Origin of the sequence: Kitasatospora sp. NPDC057015 (assembly GCF_042673745.1) — a bacterium.
GTDB lineage: Bacteria > Actinomycetota > Actinomycetes > Streptomycetales > Streptomycetaceae > Kitasatospora.
Genome location: NZ_JBHUSG010000001.1, coordinates 1 through 18190, shown reverse-complemented (window position 1 = coordinate 18190; position 18190 = coordinate 1). Strand labels below are relative to the sequence as shown.

14 protein-coding genes and 1 pseudogene are annotated in these 18190 nt (G+C 73.6%); 10 read left to right on the top strand and 5 right to left on the bottom strand.

The features are described from left to right. The first annotated feature begins 20 nt into the window (after positions 1–20). On the top strand, positions 21–2132 hold the full coding sequence (locus ACFTWP_RS00075; protein WP_380260894.1) for an N-acetylmuramoyl-L-alanine amidase: 2112 nt from the start codon (positions 21–23) through the stop codon (positions 2130–2132). Between the two features lie 67 nt (positions 2133–2199). Here the strand turns inward: ACFTWP_RS00075 and ACFTWP_RS00070 are convergent, their stop codons facing one another. Both ACFTWP_RS00070 and ACFTWP_RS00065 read right to left on the bottom strand, forming a co-directional pair. After that, positions 2200–2628 carry a hypothetical protein gene (locus ACFTWP_RS00070; RefSeq protein WP_380260892.1) on the bottom strand — a complete coding sequence of 143 codons (429 nt, stop codon included), beginning with the start codon at positions 2626–2628 and terminating at the stop codon, positions 2200–2202. A 74-nt stretch (positions 2629–2702) separates the two neighbouring features. Continuing rightward, positions 2703–3566: a hypothetical protein gene (locus ACFTWP_RS00065; RefSeq protein WP_380260890.1), complete on the bottom strand. Its 864-nt coding sequence runs from the start codon at positions 3564–3566 to the stop codon at positions 2703–2705. 410 nt (positions 3567–3976) lie between these two features. On the opposite strand from ACFTWP_RS00065, the gene ACFTWP_RS00060 reads away from it, so the two are divergent. Then, complete coding sequence (locus ACFTWP_RS00060; protein WP_380260888.1) at positions 3977–4777, top strand: alpha/beta fold hydrolase; 801 nt, start codon at positions 3977–3979, stop codon at positions 4775–4777. A 149-nt stretch (positions 4778–4926) separates the two neighbouring features. Continuing rightward, entirely contained in the window at positions 4927–6366 is a 1440-nt protein-coding gene (locus ACFTWP_RS00055) for a hypothetical protein (protein WP_380260886.1), read from the top strand. Between the two features lie 43 nt (positions 6367–6409). Here the strand turns inward: ACFTWP_RS00055 and ACFTWP_RS00050 are convergent, their stop codons facing one another. Further along, positions 6410–7219, bottom strand: coding sequence for an aminoglycoside adenylyltransferase domain-containing protein (locus tag ACFTWP_RS00050; protein WP_380260884.1), 810 nt, complete (start codon positions 7217–7219; stop codon positions 6410–6412). 188 nt (positions 7220–7407) lie between these two features. Here ACFTWP_RS00050 and ACFTWP_RS00045 point away from each other — a divergent pair, with 188 nt between their 5' ends. Beyond that, a complete protein-coding gene (locus ACFTWP_RS00045; protein ID WP_380260882.1) occupies positions 7408–7812 on the top strand; it encodes a hypothetical protein in 405 nt (134 codons plus the stop codon). A 172-nt stretch (positions 7813–7984) separates the two neighbouring features. Next, complete coding sequence (locus ACFTWP_RS00040) at positions 7985–10141, top strand: SpoIIE family protein phosphatase (protein ID WP_380260880.1); 2157 nt, start codon at positions 7985–7987, stop codon at positions 10139–10141. Positions 10142–10210: 69 nt separating this feature from the next. On the opposite strand, the gene ACFTWP_RS00035 is transcribed toward ACFTWP_RS00040, so the two are convergent. Continuing rightward, a complete protein-coding gene (locus tag ACFTWP_RS00035; RefSeq protein ID WP_380260878.1) occupies positions 10211–10780 on the bottom strand; it encodes a GNAT family N-acetyltransferase in 570 nt (189 codons plus the stop codon). Between the two features lie 94 nt (positions 10781–10874). On the opposite strand from ACFTWP_RS00035, the gene ACFTWP_RS00030 reads away from it, so the two are divergent. Together ACFTWP_RS00030 and ACFTWP_RS00025 are read left to right on the top strand one after the other, a co-directional pair. Further along, positions 10875–11243 (top strand): PadR family transcriptional regulator, encoded by a 369-nt coding sequence (locus ACFTWP_RS00030; RefSeq protein WP_380260876.1) that lies wholly within the window; start codon positions 10875–10877, stop codon positions 11241–11243. Beyond that, a complete protein-coding gene (locus ACFTWP_RS00025) occupies positions 11240–11845 on the top strand; it encodes an HAAS signaling domain-containing protein (RefSeq protein ID WP_380260874.1) in 606 nt (201 codons plus the stop codon). The genes ACFTWP_RS00030 and ACFTWP_RS00025 overlap by 4 nt, the downstream gene beginning before the upstream one ends. 189 nt (positions 11846–12034) lie before the next feature. Here ACFTWP_RS00025 and ACFTWP_RS00020 read toward each other — a convergent pair whose 3' ends face one another. Further along, positions 12035–15157, bottom strand: a complete 3123-nt coding sequence (locus ACFTWP_RS00020; protein WP_380260872.1) for a GH92 family glycosyl hydrolase — start codon at positions 15155–15157, stop codon at positions 12035–12037. Between the two features lie 288 nt (positions 15158–15445). On the opposite strand from ACFTWP_RS00020, the pseudogene ACFTWP_RS00015 reads away from it, so the two are divergent. The 3 genes and pseudogenes from ACFTWP_RS00015 to ACFTWP_RS00005 form a co-directional block, all read left to right on the top strand. Beyond that, positions 15446–16189 (top strand): annotated as a pseudogene (locus tag ACFTWP_RS00015) (ATP-binding cassette domain-containing protein); the annotation flags it as partial. A gap of 149 nt (positions 16190–16338) precedes the next feature. Next, on the top strand, positions 16339–17394 hold the full coding sequence (locus tag ACFTWP_RS00010; RefSeq protein ID WP_380260870.1) for an ABC transporter permease: 1056 nt from the start codon (positions 16339–16341) through the stop codon (positions 17392–17394). 123 nt (positions 17395–17517) lie between these two features. After that, on the top strand, positions 17518–18190 hold a 673-nt coding region (locus ACFTWP_RS00005), incomplete at its 3' end, for a substrate-binding domain-containing protein (protein WP_380260868.1).

Below are 18190 nucleotides of genomic sequence, written 5' to 3'. Positions count from 1 at the left end.
GCCCGAGGGAGCACTACGGCATGCCCAGACCTGCATTCCTTCCGCGACCGGCGGGCGCCCGGGCCCGCGTGGCGCTCGTTCTCGTGCTCGGACTGCTGCCGGCGGCGGTGGTGGTGCCCCGGGCGGTGGCGGAGGTGTCCGGCGGGGGCGGCCGGGCGGCGGCCTTCGCGGTCGCGGCCGCGCGCTACGGGGTGCCGCCGGCCGTGCTGCTCGGTGTCTCCTACCTGGAGAGCCGTTGGGACGCCCACGGCGGCGCGCCCAGCAGGGACGCGGGCTACGGGCCCATGCATCTGACCGACGCCCGCCGGGCGCTGGCAGCCGCGTCCCGCCTGCACCCAGGTGGCGGTGGCGCGGCGGCCGTCGGTCACGGGGAGGAGGCGTCGCCGCCGACCGTACGTCGGACGGCGCCGGCGGGCGCTCCGCCCGCGGGGGCGCAGACCGTCGACGAGGCCGCCCGGCTCACCGGCCTGCCCCCGGAGCTGCTGAGGTCGGACCCGGCGGCCAACATCGCCGGTGGGGCGGCGCTCCTGGCAGCGCATCAGGCGGCACTCGGGGAGGCCCGTACGGGCGATCCCGCCGACTGGTACGGCGCGGTGGCCCGCTACGGCGAGGCGGTGGTCGGGGTCGGGGTCGGGGGCGGGATCGGTGTCGGGGCGGGGAGCGGGGCCGGGGCCCGGGCCGGGGACGACTTGGGTTCGGCGGGGCGGCAGTTCGCCGAGGAGGTGTTCGCGGTGATCGCCGAGGGCCCGTCCCGGGTCACCGACGGTGCGGGCGGCACCGTTCGGCTCCCCGCCGCGAAGATCACCCCCAGACGTGGCGGACGGGAGGTGCGGGGGCACCAGTCCAGGGCCTCGGACGAGGAGCAGGGCCCGGACTGCCCGTCCGACCTCGACTGCGAGTGGCTGCCCGCGCCCTACCGGCAACTCTCCGATCAGCCGGGCGACTTCGGCAACCACGACCTCGCCGACCGGCCGGCCGACCAGCCGATCGACTACATCGTCGTGCACGACACCGAGGAGAGCTGGTCGACCACGCTCAACCTGGTCACCGACCCCGCCTACGCCTCCTGGCACTACACCATCCGCTCCGGCGACGGCCACGTGGCCAACCACCTGAGGGTGAGGGACATCGGTCGGCACGCCGCGAACTGGTACGTCAACGCCAGGTCGGTGGGCATCGAGCACGAGGGCTTCCTCGCCACCGGCCAGTGGTACACCGAGGCCCTGTACCGGAGTTCGGCGAAACTGGTCCGGCACCTCGCGGCCCGGTACGGGGTACCGATCGACCGGGCCCACATCGTCGGGCACGACGGCGTACCCGGCCCGGTGACCGCCTCGGTGCCCACCATGCACTCGGACCCCGGCCCTTACTGGGACTGGGCGCACTACTTCGCGCTGCTGGGCCGGCCCTTCGCGGCCGAGGGCGACGCGGGGACGGCGGGCGTGGTCACCATCGCTCCGGACTTCGAGGCCAACACCGAGCCCTACTCCTGCGAGGGCGAGGGCGAGCGCGCGGGCGCGGGCGCGGACCAAGGCGGCGAGGGTGAGGCGCGGCAACTGTGCCCCGTCCACGGCTCGGCCTCCGTCACCCTGCGCACCGAACCCCGTGACGACGCGGCGCTGCTCACCGACGTCGGCATCCGCCCGACCCCCGGCACCTGGGCGATCCGGGACTCCGCCGCGCGGGTCAGCACCGGCCAGCAGTACGCCGTCGCCGGGCGCAGCGGCGACTGGACGGCCGTCTGGTACCTGGGCCAGAAGGGGTGGTTCCGCAACCCCGCGAGTGCGCCCACCGCTCTCCCGGCCCGGGCCATGACCGTGACCACCAGGCCCGGCCGGGCATCCGTGCCGGTCTACGGCCGCGCCTACCCGGAGGCCGCCGCCTACCCGCCCGAGATCCCCGTACAGCCGCTCTCCCCGCTGCCGTACGAACTGCTCCCGGGCCAGCGCTACACCGCGGGCCCCAGGGTCCTCGGGGAGTACTACTACGCCAGGACCTTCGACCTGGCCTCGCACGCCGTGGTGCGGGGCCGGAAGGCGTACTACCAGGTCCAGTTCGGCCAGCGCTTCATGTTCGTGGACGCCGAGGACGTCCTGCTGGAGTCCGCTCCGCCCGTTCCGGCGGGCGGCTGAGGCCCGCCGGGACGGACCGTGGCGGTAGCGGGCACGCCCGACCGGTTCCCGCCGGCCGCGGGTCGGGTCAGTCCAGGGCGGTCCGCAGCAGGCTCTCCACCTGGCGCCCGGTCCGCTCGGCCGCGCGCTGGCGGACCAGGCCCTCCTTGGCGGCCACCCGCAGGTGGAGCCGGCTGCCGGGGGGCGCCGCCACCAGCACGGCGGTCACGAGCACCGGGTTGAGATTGAGCGATCCGCCCCCGGTGAGCACCCGGAACATCCGTAGTCCGTCCTGGAGTTCGGGCCGCATCGGGCCGACCGGGCGGCCGAGGCCGCGCAGCACGACCTCGGCCTTCGAGACGGCGTCGGCGAACGGCAGGGACAGCCCGATCTCCGCCTCGTGGAGGTGCGTCGGCAGCAGCCGCGCCATCCATTCGGCTCCCCGCCGGCCCGCTCCGGCCAGTGCGCCCAGTGCGGAGGCCAGCACCTCGTTCTCGAACGCCTTGTCGTACTCCATCGCCCGCTCTCCCTCCTGCCCGACCCAGCATCATGCCCTGTGGAAGCGGTGGGCCGTCCGCTGCCCCACGGTCCCTACTCGCCGGGCCCCATGGGCGGGTCGTACTGCGGGGGCAGGGCGACGCGGGGCAGCAGCGGATCGACGAGGGCGAGGGCCGGCTCGCCGAAGACGGCGACGGCCCAGCCGGCCTCGGCCGCGGTGTAGCGGCGGCCGGGGTCGCGCAGCCCGGGATCGAGCTGCTTGTGCCGCTCCTGGGCCTGAAGTTGGACCAGGCGGGCGGCGGCCGTCCGCCGGGGCGCTCGCCGCACGGTCGCGGTCCCGCTCGGGCGGCGCAGCAGGAAGGCGCCGAGGGCGAGCGTCAGCGCGGCCGGGATCCAGGCCTGCAGGACCACCGCGGCGACGGCGACGGGAACGGCCGTCGCCGCGACCACCGGCCCCCACCGGGTCCGTCGGCGGGCCTCGGTCGGGAACTCCTGGTGCGGGCTCAGGTAGAGGCAGGTGAGGGGCGAGTCGTCCAGGCCCGCCGTCAGCTCGCGCACCCCGGGGAGGTCGTGCACGTTGCCGACGTCCCCGGCGCTCTCCACGGCGCGCAGCAACCGCTCCTCCACCGTGCCGCAGCCGGCGGGCAGGGGCAGTCCGGTGGCGGTCAGCCGGGCGCCGTGCGAGCCGCGCGAGCGCACCTGCAGCGCACCGCCCGCCACCAGGGCGCCGGCGGCCGTGGCGAGGGCGCCCGGCTCGCGGCGGTCCGCGATCAGGAACGCGTACAGGACGGATCCGAGCCGGACGTCGGCATCGGACTCGATGCGCGCCGCACGCCACGCGTCCGCCTCGCGCTGCGCCTGTGCCGTGTCCGCCTCCGTCCCGGCGGCGTCCGCCTCGGCGGTGAGGGCCAGCACGAACAGGACCAGGACCCCCGTGAACAGCAGCCACCCGATCATGCCCGTCAGTATGACCGGAAGCGCTCAACCACGCTGGTGATCAAGCAGATCGGGCGCCGCCCCGCCCGTGCGGGGCAGCCGGCGATGTGACGGGAGGTCGTGATCGCCGTCCGAGAGGAACCGAGGACGGCGATCAGAACGGAACCGACAGCCCGGCCTCGCGCAGCCGGGACAGGGCGGCGGACATGCACTGCTGCACGGTTCTGCCGTCGGCACGCAGGCCCTGCGCCAGGGGGCCGCCGCCGGCGGGTGAACGTCCACGCCGGCGCGTTGTCGGCCACCCTCTCGGCGTCCACCGGCGAGCCCATCTGGTCATACGTACGTCTTACTCAAATGTCTTGCACGAGCGTACAAATCCTCGGTAGGGTTCATCCCGTCAAGCCGAACCGCCGAACGAGGGGGATCCCGCCATGAACGACCTGACCGCGACCGACACCGCCACCCGCGCCGAACTCTCCATCGAGGGCCGCCGGTTGTCCTACCTCGACTTCGGCGGTGCGGGCCGCCCGCTGGTCGCGCTGCACGGGCACCTGTCCGAGGGCGCCACCTTCGCCCGCCTCGCCGCGGCGCTCGGCCCCGAATGGCGGCTGATCGCCCCCGACCAGCGCGGCCACGGGGAGTCCGACCGCGCCGCCGACTACTCGCGGGACGGCTACCTCGCCGACGTCCTGGCCCTCCTCGACCACCTGGGGCTGGACCGGGTGGTGCTGCTCGGGCACTCGCTGGGAGCGATCAACGCCTACCAGTTCGCCGCCCGCCACCCCGAGCGCGTCAGCGCACTCGTCAACGCGGAGGGCGCCGCATCGCTCGGACTGGACGGGTCGAATCCCTTCGGGTTCCTGCTGAACCTGCCCTACCGGGCTCCCGACCGGGACGCACTGCTCGCGGGCTTCGGCCCGGCAGCGCCGTACTTCTCCGACCGGCTGCGGCAGGACGCCGACGGCACCTGGCGGCTGCCCTTCCACCCCGAGGACATGTACCGGTCCGAGGACCGGGTACACGGTGACCACTGGGGCGACTGGACGGCCACGACCTGCCCGGCCCTGCTCATCCACGGCACCAGGGGGATCATCCCGCCCGAGCAGCTGGCCGCCATGGTCGAGCGCCGTCCGGGTACGGTGCCGGTGGAGCTGGACGCCGACCACCTCGTCTGCACGGGCGCGCCCGAGGCGTTCGCCGCCGCGGTCGGCGCCTTCCTGGCCACCCTCTGAGCAGCCCCCCGCGGGCCGGCGGCGGAGGGGACGCGGCACCGATCGGTGCAACGCCATGACGCCGGCGCCGCCCCGGCCGTACCGTGCTGTGGGTGCCGTACGTGCCGCACGCGTGGACGTGCCCACGGCGGCGGGGGAGGGGAGCGACGGTGGCGGCTCACGTGTTCAGCCGGGGCAAGGGCCAGGGGCGGGCGCGGCTGGAGTTCCCGAAACCCGAACGCGCCGTGCTGCTCGACGTCCGCAAGCAGCGCGGCGCGCTGATGGACCTCTTCACCGTGCGCCCCACCGGCCGCCGCGGCCACTTCGTCGGACGGTTCGAGGCCGAGGACTCCGCGGCGCTGGTGCTGCTCCCCCGGGACCGCCAGGGGCGGCACCAGAAGCTGTGGGTGGAGACCGAGGGCCACTGGTCGCTGCGGGTGCGCGAGATCCCCACCGCGCGGACCTTCACCCACGAGGTCGGGGGAACGGGCCCGGAGGTGCTGGACTACCGGGGACCGGCCGGGTGGGCGACGATCACCCACCGTGCCACCCGCGAGCGGTTCGTCCTGGCGGCCCACCCCAAGGGCCCCGACCGGGACCGGGTCGTCCTGAAGTCCGTCCCGCACCTGCTGGAGGGCCTCGGGCCGGTACCCGGAACGGACACCGGGGCGGAGCCGACCTGGCAGTACGTCGTCCCGCTGGACGGGCCGACGCTGCTCGCGGTGGAGCAGGGGCAGGACTGGTCGATCAGCGTCACGCCCGTCGACGCGCCCGATCCGCGCTCGCCCGTACGGCGCTGGGTCGGCACCGCGACGACGCTGTTCGAGCGGCCCTCCGCGGACGGCCCCGTCCTGCTCGACTTCCACTACGAGGGGCGGGGGCGCCAGCTGGCCCCCAGCCTGGAGGTGCTGGACGACGACGGGCTGCGGCGCGAGTACCACCCGGGCCTCGGCTTCAGCCCGGACCACCGCTTCCTGCTCGGGGCCGACGAGCGGACGGCGGGCCTGCGCAGCCTGCGGATCCGGGTCGACGGGCCGGACCGGGAGTGGGAACTGCGGCTCACCGACGTCGAGCACGCCCGGCCGCTGCGCTGGGCGGCCGCGGGCAACGGAGCCGAGGTACTGCGCTACGAGGGCCCGCCCGCGGTCCTCTCCGTCGCCCACGTCGGGGAGCACAACGTCGCCGAGGTGACGGGCTGGGGCCCGGGCCGGTACGACTGGCGGCTGAAGACGGGCACGTTCGGCCGCAGCTGCCACGGCGCCCTGATCGGCGCGGGCACAGCGCCCGAGCTGATCCGCGTCCTCGCCTGGGGGCAGTGGCGGCTGCAGGTCACCCCGCTCGACTCCGTGCGCGCCTTCGCCCTGCGGAGGGAGAGCTCGGGGAGCACCCTGGTGCGCTGGAGCGGTCCCGCGGCCGACCTGCGGCTGATCCATCTCGCCGGACACCCGATGCCCATCACCGTCGACGTGCTCTCCGAGGAGCTGCGCAGCGTAGGGCGGCTGACGGCCGAGCCGCCGGCCGCCCCGGCCGACGGGATCCCGGTGCGGCCCGGCGCCCTGCTGGCGCTGTCCGACCCGTACCACGCCGGTTGGGTGCTGGAGGGCCGGTGAGGTGACGCCGATCTGCCCCCCCGCCGAGCCGCGGGCGCCCGCCTCAGCGTTCGACGGCCCCCGCGGCCTCGTCCACGCGTTCGCGCACCCAGGTCAGGAAGCCCCGCACCTCGGCGGCCGGCAGCTCGACCGCCTCGGCCCGCGGGCGCTCGAAACCGGCCAGCGCCGCCTCGACGAGCGCTCTGAAGCCGGGCTCGCCGGCGGCGATCTCCCGGGCCGCCACGCGCTTGGCCGTCCAGCGGCCGGTACGGCAGAACACGACCGACCGGCAGCCGTTGAGGACGCGGTTGTCCGCCAGATGCCCCGTGCCCTCGGTGTGCTCGCGCACGGACGCCCGGACGGCCGCGAGCACGTCGGCCGCCGCCGGGGGCGCGATCACCTCCCGCGCCGGCCGGCCGAACAGGACCACCCCCGCCCGGTGGGCCACGGACCGGTCGATGACGTACCAGAACGCCGGGGCCCGCGCGGGGTCGAAGCTCGCCCGCCCGGGCAGCAGCGGGCCGGTGTTGAGGTCCAGCAGGTACCCGGCCAGGCCCGAGGCCCGGCCGGCGAAGTCGCGGTCGTACACCACCAGCTCCAGCCCGGCGGCGGGGCAGGGCAGCCGAGGGTGGGCGAGCGCCCCGGCCAGCTCGCGCAGCACCGGCCCGGGCACGGACGGTTCCACCACCACGGTCACGTCGACGTCGCTGCGCCCCGGCCGGTAGTCCCCGAGGGCGAGCGAGCCGACCGCCAGGACACTGACCAGATCGGCCCCGCACACCCCGCGGGTACGCCGCACGAGTTCCCGCAGGTACGGACCGACGTGGGCGGGGAGCGGCGGCGGGCCCTCAGCGTCCCGGGTCATGCGGTTCATCCGGTCAGTCTCCACCGTCGCGCGGTACCGGACTGGCGTCCGCCCGCGGGTCGTCGGAGAATCCCACTTGGCCCGGCCCTCCCGGTTCCGGCCGGGATCCGTTCGTGCGCGGCAGGAACCGCGCCCGACCGGCTCGCCCTCCTCCCTACGGCGACGCCCGCCCGTCGGCGACAGACACCGGAGGTGACATGACCGATCCACGAACGGTCCTCGGACAGGCGCGCCAGGGCCCGGTACCGGGCGACTGGAAGGTCTTCACCAAGAGCCGGGGCAGGATCTCCGGCTTCCTCCACGGGACGTCGCACGATCCGGACCCGCTGCTGGTCATCACGCCGTACGGCGCCGTCGAGTACACGGACGAGGGCAAGCCGCTGGCGATCGTGAACTTCCTCGATCTGGCGGGCCTGACGCTGAGAGTGACCGGACAGAGCTTCTCCGACAGTTCCATGGTGACCCTCAACGTCTGGCTCGATCTCGAATACCACGACGGCCGGAAGGAGAAGTGGCGGTCCCGATCCTTTTCGGCGGACATGCAGACGATCCAGACCTTCATCGAGGCCTACGGCGTGCACCGGGCCCTTCGCGGCTCCTAGGGTCCGCCGGACAGGCCCCAGGGAACCCGGCGTACCGGCCAGGGCACCCGGCGTACCGGCGAGGGCACCCCGGCCCCCGGGTACGGGCCCGAGCAGCCGAAACCGCCGCCGGGCGGGCCACCCGGACCATCAGCTGGGACGATGTGACCGGACGGGTGTGAAGGAGCGGACCATGTCCCAGCCGAGCCCCATCGCTGCTCTCGACGAGCAGGGAACGGTCGTTGCCTGGAGCCGTGCGGCCCAGCGCCTCACCGGGCTGTCCGAGGCCGAAGCCCTCGGTCGGCCCGTGTCCGACCTCCTGGCCGCCGCCGGTTCCGGACCCCTGACCGAGGCCCTGAGCGGCGGCCTGACCGTCGGGACCCTGCCCGGCGGCGACCGGCGGCGCTGGGGGGTGTGGCCCCCGGACGGTTCCGCCGTCCGGGCCCGCCCCGCGGTGGACGCCGCCTTCAGCCAGTCCCCGATCGGACTGCACCTGATCGGCGCCGACCTGCGGATCCTGCGCGTCAACCGGGCGGCCTGCGCCATGCGGGGCCTGCCGGAGGACGACATCCTCGGCAGCCCGGTGCGGGAGGTCTTCGCCCGCTACGAACCGGCGTTGGTCGAGCGGGCCGTCCGCGAGGTCCTGACCACCGGCGAGCCCGTCCTCGACCTGCTGGTCCGGGGCACTCCGCCGGCCGACCCGAGCCAGGAGCACGCGTTCGCCATCTCGCTGTTCCGCCTGGAGAACACCGACACCCACACCATGAGCGTGGTGGCGGAGGCGGTCGACGTCACCCCGCGGGAGCGGAACCGTGAGCGCCTCGCACTGCTCCACCGCGCCCACGAACACATCGGGCACAGCCTGGACGCCGCCCGCTGCGCACGCGAACTGGTCGAGGTCGCGGTGCCCGAACTGGCCGGCGCCGCGTTCGTCGCGCTCTTCGACTCCGCCGTGCAGCCCGCGGACGCCGCCGGCCTGCCCGGCCTGCGCTGCGTGGCCGCCATCGGGGCCGGCGAGGACACGCCCGCGGTGGGCGCCGCCCTCGACCCCGAGCAGTTCGCCCCGGCCCTGACCGACCGCGTCCCGCACGTCGACCGCCCGGTCGCCGGCGACCGGGTGCTCACCGTGCCGCTCCTGGTCCGGGACGCCCTGCTGGGCGTGGTCCGCCTCCGGCACCTGCACCCGCGGCGTCCCTTCGACGAGGCCGGTGTCCGGCTGGTGGCCGACATCGCCGCGTACACCGCCCTGTGCATCGACAACGCGCAGCACTACGAACGCGCCCACGCCACGGCCCTCGCCCTGCACGGCAGCGACCCCGGCTCGCTGCCCGCGGGCCGCGGCGCGGTCGAGACCGCGCAGCGCTACCTCCCGACCGGTCAGGGCGCGGGAGCCTGGTTCGACATCATCCCGCTCTCGGGCGCGCGGGTGGCGCTCACGGTCGGCCAGGTGCACGGCGGCGGGCCGGAGGCCACCGCGGTGATGGGCCAGCTGCGCTCCGCCATCCACGCGCTCGCCGGCCTCGACCTCGACCCGCACGACCTGCTCGCCCGCCTGCACGACACCACCCGCCGGCTGGCGGCCGAACGCCAGGCCGTCGGGGACCCGCGCAAGCTGACCGCCACCTGCGCCTACGCCGTCCACGACCCCGTCGCGCAGCGCTGCACCGTCGCCCGCGCCGGCCGGCAGAGCCTGGTCCTCCTGCTGCCCGACGGCACCTGGAACGACCGCCCGCTTCCGGAGACCTCCCCCCTGGGCGAGGACGGCCCGCCCTTCGCCGCCGAAGAGTTCCCCTTCCCGCCCGACAGCACGATCGTCCTGCTGTCCGGCCCCGATCCGGCCGACCCCGGCACCCTGCGGCAGCTGCGCGCCGACCTGTCGGACCGGCCGGCGGCGGCGCGGGACGTCCTCGACCGGCTGCCCGCCGACCAGGCCGCCGTCCTCCTCGCCCGCACCCGCGCGCTCGACCCCGCGGACGTGGCGACCTGGGACATCGACCCCGAACTCACCGCCGTGGCCGCCGCGCGCCGCCTCGCCATCGGACAACTCGCCCACTGGGGCCTGAAGGAGCTGGAGTTCGCCGCGGAGCTGACCGTCAGCGAGCTCGTCACCAACGCCATCCGCCACGGCACGCCCCCGATCCGGCTGCGCCTCGTCCGCAATCCCACCGCCCGCACGCTGACCTGCGAGATCTCCGACGCGAGCCCGGCCGCGCCGCACCTGCGCCATGCCCGCGCGGGCGACGAGGGCGGGCGGGGCCTGTTCATCTCCGGGGAGCTGTCCGACAGCTGGGGCGTGCGCTGGTCGGCGGAGGGCAAGACGGTCTGGACCGAGACCGAGTTCGGGGCGTAGCGGCCGGCTCGGCCGGGGGTGTGCGGCCGGGAGCCGGGGTAGGGGTTGCTGCGGGGCGGCGGGTGTCGGTCAGGGGGTGGCCGGGGCCGTCCCGGGTGTGCGGTGCAGCCGCCAGACCTGGTCCTCGCCCGTCTCGGCCGGGGCGCCCCACTCGGCGGGGCGGCGGAGGTGTTCGGTGAAGCCGAGCCTGGCCGGGACGGCGCCGCTGGCGAGGTTCGCCGGGTCGTGGATGATCTCCACGAAGTCGACGCCGTGGAGGCGGAAGGCCTGCTCGGTGAGCGCGCGGGCGGTCCGGGTGGCCACACCCCGGCCGGTGGCGGCGGGGTGCAGCCAGTAGCCGATCTCACGGCCGCCGGCCTCGGTGTCAGCCCGCCGGAACAGCCCGCAGGCGCCGACGATCGCGCCGTCGAGGACGATCGCGTAGGTGAACTCGTCCCCGCTCGCCCAGAGCTCCGGGCGGCGGGCCAGGAACTCGGTGGTGCTGGCGAGGCTGTGCTCGGAAACCCAGTGCATCCAGGGGCGCAGGTGCTCCAACGACTCCTCGATGACCCGGAAGAGCTCCGGGAGGTCCGTCTCGGGGTCGAAGCGGCGCAACGTGAGGCCGCCGTCCAGTTCGATCACCTGCTGCGGGAGGTCCATGACAGGAGGATCGGGCTCGGCGGCCCCGGCGGGCAAAGGGTTTTCCGAGTACGGACGGCTTGGCGGCGCGGCCCTGCGTGCTACCTTGCTTTACATGGTAGAAGGTTATGCAAGCATCCCGGGGGCGGACGGCCGGGTGGCGAGCCAGCTCCGCAAGGGGGTGCTGGAGTACTGCGTGCTGGCGCTGCTGCGGGACGGCCCCCGTTACGGGGTCGAACTGCTGGCGGAGCTCGCCCGGGTCGAGGTGATGGCCACCAGTCAGGGCACCATCTACCCGCTGCTCTCGCGGCTGAGGCGGACCGGGCTCGCCGACACCCACCTGAGGGAGTCCGAGAGCGGGCCGCCGCGCAGGTACTACACGCTGACCGACGCCGGCCGGAGCGCGCTGGAGGAGTTCACCACCAGCTGGCCCTCCTTCCGCGACGCCGTCGACCACTTCCTCGCCCCTGGAGAGACACCGTGAACGACACCCTCGCCCACCCCCTCGTCCGGTCCTACCTGTCCTCCGTCGCGGAGCTGACCGCGGCCCTGCCCGACGACCGCCGCCAGGAGCTGCTGGCGGACCTCCGGGAGCACATCGAGGTGGCCCTGGCGGACTCCGGCGCCACCGAGCAGGAGAGCGTCCGTCAGGTCCTGGGCCGGCTGGGAGCGCCGGGGGAGATCGCGGCGGCGGCCCTGGCGGAGGAGGCCGACAGCCCCCCGGCGCCGGAGAGCGGCGGGAGCACCGCGGTCACGCTCGGTCTGATCGTCCTCGCCCTCCCCGCCGCCCTCGTCCCCGGGATCGGACTGCTGCTCGCGCCGGTCGCGGCCGTTGCCGCACTCGTACGGCTCTGGAACTCCGCCCAGTGGTCGCGGAGCGAGAAGCGGCAGGCGACGCTGCTGACGCTCGCACCCGTCGTCACCGCCCCCGCGCTCGCGGCCGTCCTCTCCCTCGCGCTCGGCGGGCTGACCCCGGCGGTCCTGCTGGCCGCCCTCCTGCTGTCCGCCGCCCTGCCGGCGGTCGCCGCGGTGCGGCTCGGCCGGTCGGCCGGACGGCTCCGGCGGCGGGTCGGGCACGGCTCGTAGCACGTCGGCTCGTCGGAGCGGCAGCCCTCGCCCGAACCACCCGCGACACCCCGCCCCGCCAGCCCCACACCACCGGCCACCGACCCGGACGGGTACGAGGCCGTGCCGGTCGCCGTGGCGCACGAATGCCGGTGCCCGGTACCGCCCACCCCCGGAGCGGGTGGGCGGTACCGGGCTGGGCCGCCGCTCCTACACGGAGGCGGTCAGGTTCCACTTCTGGTTGGCACCACCGTTGCAGTCCCAGATGTCGAGTCGGGTGCCGTTGGTGGTGTCGGAGGCGGGGAGGTCGAGGCAGCGGCCGGAGTTGGGGTTCACCAGCGTGCCGTTGACGGCCTGCCACTGCTGGGCGCCCGACCCGTTGCAGTCCCAGAGCTGGACCAGGGTGCCGTTGGCGGTGCCCGACGAGGTGACGTCCAGGCACTTGCCGAGGACCTGAAGGGCCCCGTCGGTCGGCGTCCAGGCCTGGGCGCCGCTGCCGTTGCAGTCCCACAGGACGATCGCGTTGCCGGAGGTGGTGGACGAGGTGTAGTCGTCCAGGCACTTCCCGGCGTTCAGGCCCGAGGTGATCGGCCCGGCCTGGGTGCCCGGCGCGGCGGGACCGGAGGCGTAGGCCTCCAGTTCGTAGATCCGGGTGGCCGTGTTGCCGCCGGTGTTGGACGGAGTCGAGACCACCACCCGGACGTAGCGTGCGGTGCGCGCCGCGAACGGGGTGTAGGTGCGGCTGGAACGGGAGTTGGTGACGGTGGCGGCGGTGGTCCAGTTGGTGCCGTCGGTACTGGTCTGGATCTGGAAGGCGCCGGTGTTCCAGGCGGTGTTCTCGCCGCCGAGCCCGGCGTGCTTGACGACCACCGAGGCGACCGTCTGTGCGGACCCCAGGTCGACCTGGAGCGAGGGGCTCGCCGTCAGCGAGCACCACTTGCTGTTGTTCCTGAGGGTGGAGTCGACCGCCTTGTCACTCGACTCCGCCGCGGCGCAGGGGGTCGAGGCAGTGGTCGCCCTGCCCTGGGCGAGGTTGGTGCCGAGCTCCGGGGCGGCGGGTACGGGCGTCGCGCCGTCCTGGAAGGAGGGCGGTACGTCCGCGGCGCCGGTGCCCCAACTCGTGCTCGGTGCGGCGCCCATGGTGAAGTCCAGGGTGGCGCCGGCCGCGACGTCGGGGTAGCGCAGGTAGTTGTGGCTGGTGGCCGTCCCGTTGACCTTCAGCCCCTGGACGTAGGAGCCGCTGCCGGTGGAGTTGATGGTGATGTTCCCGCCCGGACGCTGGATCAGGACGGAGGGGAAGGACGGGCCGTGCACGGCCAGGGTGTCCGCGCCGGGCGTGGAGGGGTAGAGGCCGAGGGCCGCCCAGACGTACCAGGCCGAGGTGGCGCCCAGGTCGTCGTTGCCGGGCAGTCCGCCGGCGCCGGTGGTGAAGGACTCGGTCATCACCTTGCGGACCGCGGTGGAGGCGCCGGCGGGGTTGCGGGCGTAGTTGTAGGCCCACGGCACGCCGTGCTCGGGTTCGTTGCCGATGTAGTAGTAGGGCAGGCTCTGGCCGGCGTTGACCTGGGTGAAGTGGTGGTCGAGCCGTTGTACTGCGGTCTGCCGGCCGCCCATGTCGTTGATCAGGTCGGCGAAGTCGTAGGGGACCATCCAGGTGTACTGGGCGGCGTTGCCCTCGGTGAAGTCGGCCTGCGCGGCGGGGTCGAGCGGCCACTTCCAGCTGCCGTCGGAGTTGCGCGGCTGGGTGTAGCCCGACTCGGGGCTGAAGGTGTTGCGCCACCACTGCGCCCGGGTCATGTAGGTGGAGTAGTCAGCGGTGTTACCGAGGGCCTTGGCGAACTGGGCGACGGCGAAGTCGGAGGCCGAGTACTCCAGCGAGTCCGAGGGGGCGCCGGGCAGGTAGTGCAGGGCGGTGTAGGTGCCTTGGTTGCCGCGGATCGGCGAGCCCTGGGCGGTGCCGCCCTCGGAGGCCTTCTTCATCAGGGTCAGTGCGGCCGCGGTGTCGAATCCCCGTGCCCCGAAGGCGTACATGCTGCCGACGATGATGGGCCCGGGGTCGCCGGTCATCACGAAGTCCTCGTTGGTCTGCTGCGACCATTTGGGCAGCAGGCCGCCCTGTTGGCCGTCCAGGACCATCGACTTGGCGATGTCGGAGGCCTCGGTGGGGGCGATGAGTGCGATCAGCGCCGCCCAGGAGCGGTAGATGTCCCAACCGGAGTAGTTCTGGTAGACCGGCCGGGCGGAGTTGTGCACCGCGCCGTCGAAGCCCCGGTAGTCGCCGTTGACGTCACTGGCGATGTTGGGGCTCTGGAAGACGTGGTACAGGGAGGTGTAGAACTTCTTGAGGTCGGTGGCGGAGCCGCCGGTGACCCGGGCCCGGTCGAGGATCTGGTTCCAGGAGGTGTCGGCCGCGGAGCGGACGGCGGCGAAGTCCCAGCCGTTGTTCTCGGCGACGAGGTCGGCCTGGGCGTTGGCGATGCTCACGTAGCTCAGGGCCACCTTGAACTGCACCGTCTGGGAGCCGGTGGTGTCGAAGGTGACGTAGGCGCCGGTGTTGGTGCCGGAGGTGCTGGCCGAGCCGGCGCTGACCGTGCCGCCGGCCCAGGTGCCGAAGCTGGTGGGGGCGCGGTCGAAGCGGATGTCGAAGTAGATCTGGTAGGTCTTGGAGGAGCCGCAGAAGCCGCCGGCGGTGACGCTGCCGGTCACCTCCGAACCGTTCACCTTGACCGAGCCGCTGCGGTTGCCGGTGGCGCTGCGGCTGGTGTTGATCAGCAGCTGCGAGGCGGCCTGGGACGGGTAGGTGAGGCGGCCCATGCCGGTACGGGTGGTGGCGGTCAGCTCGACGTCGGTGGCGTACCGGTCGAGCCGGTTCTTGTAGAAGCCGGGCGAGGCGGACTCGTTGGACTTGGTGTAACCCGAGGCGTAGCCGGTCCAGTTGGTGCCGGGCGAGGCGCCGAGGGCGCCGGTCACCGGCAGCAGCGGCAGGTCCTCGTTGTTGGGACAGCCGGCCCCGTCGAAGTGGGTGAGGCTGAAGTCCTCGATCGAGGTGTCGGAGTTGCGGTAGCCGGACGGCGAGGCGGTCGGCGTGTCGGGGCTGAACTGCACCCCGCCGAAGGGCACCACGGCTCCCGGGTAGGTGGAGCCGCCCGCGCCGCCGCCGACGGGGTTCGGCGCGTTGCTGTCGTCGGTGCCGATGAACGGGTCGACGTACTGGGTGAGGTTGGGTGCCGCGGCGTGGGCCGGGGCCGTGGCGAGTCCGCCGGCGCCGAAGGCGGCCAGCAGGACGCTGCTGACCACCGCGGCGGCGCGGGACCTGAGGACGGTTGAGAGCACGGGGGACCACCTTCGAGTGGAGACGGACCGCCGCGGGGATCAGCGGCAAGACGCCTCAGGGGTACGGTCATTGCTCCGGACGGGATGGGAACGTTATCAAGCGAGACGCAATTGTTCCGACGTGGCGAATCACTCGTCAAGACCATGACACAACATCAACTGCCAGCTATTTGGGCGAGTTGATGGGTCACTGGATCGTTGCGCGACTATTGACAGGCCGTCGTCCGCAGCAGCAGACTCCCGGTCACTTGCGTGAACGTTACCAAGACGGGTGCGGAGGCCGGCCTGATGACAGAACCCCTTCTGGAAGCCCGGAAGTTGAGCAAGCGCTACGGGCGGGTGCACGCCCTCCAGGGTGCCGACTTCACCGTGTACCCCGGTGAGGTGGTCGCGCTGATCGGCGACAACGGCGCCGGAAAGAGCACGCTGGTCAAGACCCTGTCCGGCACCGTCGGGCCGGACGGCGGGCAGATCCTGGTGGACGGCGTGCCCGTCGAACTGGGCAGCCCGCTCGACGCCAGGCGCCACGGGGTGGAGACCGTCTACCAGGACCTCGCGCTCGCACCGGACCTGGACGCGGCGGCCAACCTGCACCTGGGCCGGGAGCTGTACCGGCCCGGACTCCTCGGCCGGCTCGGCATCCTGGACCGCGCGGCGATGCGCCGTTCGGCCGTCACCGCCTTCGCCGAACTCGGCGTCGACCTGCGGGATGTGGGCGTACCGGTGGCGTCCCTGTCCGGCGGGCAGCGGCAGTCGGTCGCGGTCGCCCGCGCGGTGGCCTTCGCCAACCGCGTCATCTTCATGGACGAACCGACCGCCGCACTCGGCGTGGTCCAGCGCGGCCGGGTGCTGGAGACCATCAGGCGGGTCCGCGACCGGGGGATCTCCGTGGTGCTCATCAGCCACAACATGCCCGAGGTGCTCTCGGTGGCGGACCGGGTCGAAGTCCTGCGGCTGGGGCGGCGGGTGGCGGTCTTCGAGGCCGCGCACACCTCGGTGGAGGAACTCGTCGGGGCGATGACCGGCGCGCTCGACCCGGCGCCCGCGCCACCCGACCCTGCAACACCCGGCACCGGAGCACCCGACCCTGGAGCACCAGGCTCCGCTGAACCCGGCTCCGCTGAACCAGGCTCCTCGGTGGGGACGTCCGCGCAGCCCACCCCCGGAAAGGACGGTGCCGTGTGAGCACGCACGTACCCCGCGAGGTCGACCGGGCCGCCGCGCCCACCCCGCCGCGGCCCGGGCGCGCCGTACCCGGCTGGGTGCGCCGGATCGCCGCGCTGAACGAGACCTGGACCTTCGGCGTCCTGGCCCTGCTCGTCGCGTTCTTCACCGCGGCCCGCCCGGACACCTTCCTGACCCGCTACGACATCACCCAGATCGCCACCAACGCGGCCATCTACCTGGTGCTCGGCGTCGGCATGACCTTCGTGATCATCGTCGCCGGCATCGACCTGTCCGTGGGCTCCGTCCTGGTGCTGTCCGCCGTGCTGTCCGCCGAGTACACCATCCACCACGGCGGCGCGGAGTCCGGCTGGGGCACCATCGCGGTGTCCACCCTGATCGCCCTGGTCACCGGAGTGCTCTGGGGCGCCCTGCAGGGCTGGCTGGTGGCGAAGGCGAAGGTGCCGCCGCTGATCGTCACCCTCGGCGGTTTCGGCGCGGCCCTGGGCATCGCACAGATCATCACCGGTGGCCAGGACCCGACCGGCGCCGTCTCCGGCGAACTCCAGCACCGCGTCGGCTTCGGCAAGCTCTTCGGCCAGATCCCCTGGCTGGTGGTCATCGCGTTCGCCACCACCGTCGTCTTCGGCCTGATCCTCGCCTTCACCCGGTTCGGCCGCTACACCTACGCCATCGGCTCCAACCCGGAGGCCGCCCGCCGGGTCGGCATCGACGTGGACCGCCACCTGGTCAAGATCTACGCCCTGACCGGCCTACTCTCCGGACTCGGCAGCGTCATGTGGCTCGCCTACTTCGGCACCACCTCGATCGCCGGGCACTCCACCGACAACCTGAAGGTCATCACCGCCGTCGTGCTCGGCGGAGCCAGCCTGTTCGGCGGGCGCGGCAGCGTACTCGGCACGGTCATCGGCGTCTTCATCCCGGCGGTGCTCACCACCGGGCTGATCATCATGGACGTCCAACAGTACTGGCAGGACGTCGCGATCGGCGTCGTCCTGGTCGCAGCGGTCTACCTGGACCAGTTCCGCAGACGTGGCCGCGAACGCGGCTGAACCAACCCTCCCACCGCCCCCTCCCCGGGACCTCCCAGGACCCACCCCAGGACCCACCCAGTCCCCATCCCGTCCCCATCCCGGGAACCCTCCCAGGAACCCTCCCGCAGAAGGAAGTTCACCATGCTCGAATCCAGCGGAGCCAGAACCCTCGCCCGCGGCTGCGCCGTCCTCGCCCTGGTGGTGGCCGGCACCGCCGGCTGCGGCAGTGGCGGCGGCAGCGGCCCGGCCACCTCCAAGACCACCACGCTGAAGCTCATCACCGGGGTGAAGAGCGACCCGTTCTACATCACCATGGCCTGCGCCGCGCAGGAGCAGGCCAAGAAGCGGGGAGTGAAGCTCACCGTCGACGGCTCGGCGCAGTGGGACGTCGCCGTGCAGCGGCCCATCGTCGACTCGGTCGCCGCCACCCGCCCCGACGGCCTGCTGATCTCCCCCGTGGACACCGCGGCCCTCACCCCGTCCCTGACACAGCTGCAGGGCGCCGGCACCAAGGTCGTCCTGGTCGACACCACCGTCAGCGACAACTCCGTCGGCGTCTCCAGGATCTCCTCCGACAACGAGGCCGGTGGCCGCACCGCGGCAAAGGCCTTGGCCGAACTGATGGGTGACAAGGGCTCGGCGATCGTGATCAGCGTCAAGCCCGGCGTGTCCACCACCGACGCCCGGATCAAGGGCTTCACCGAGGAGATGAAGGCCAACCACCCCGCCATCACCCTGCTCCCCGTCCTCTACGACAACGACCTGCCCGCCACCGCCGCCTCCCAGATCCAGGCCACCCTGGCCGCCCACCCCG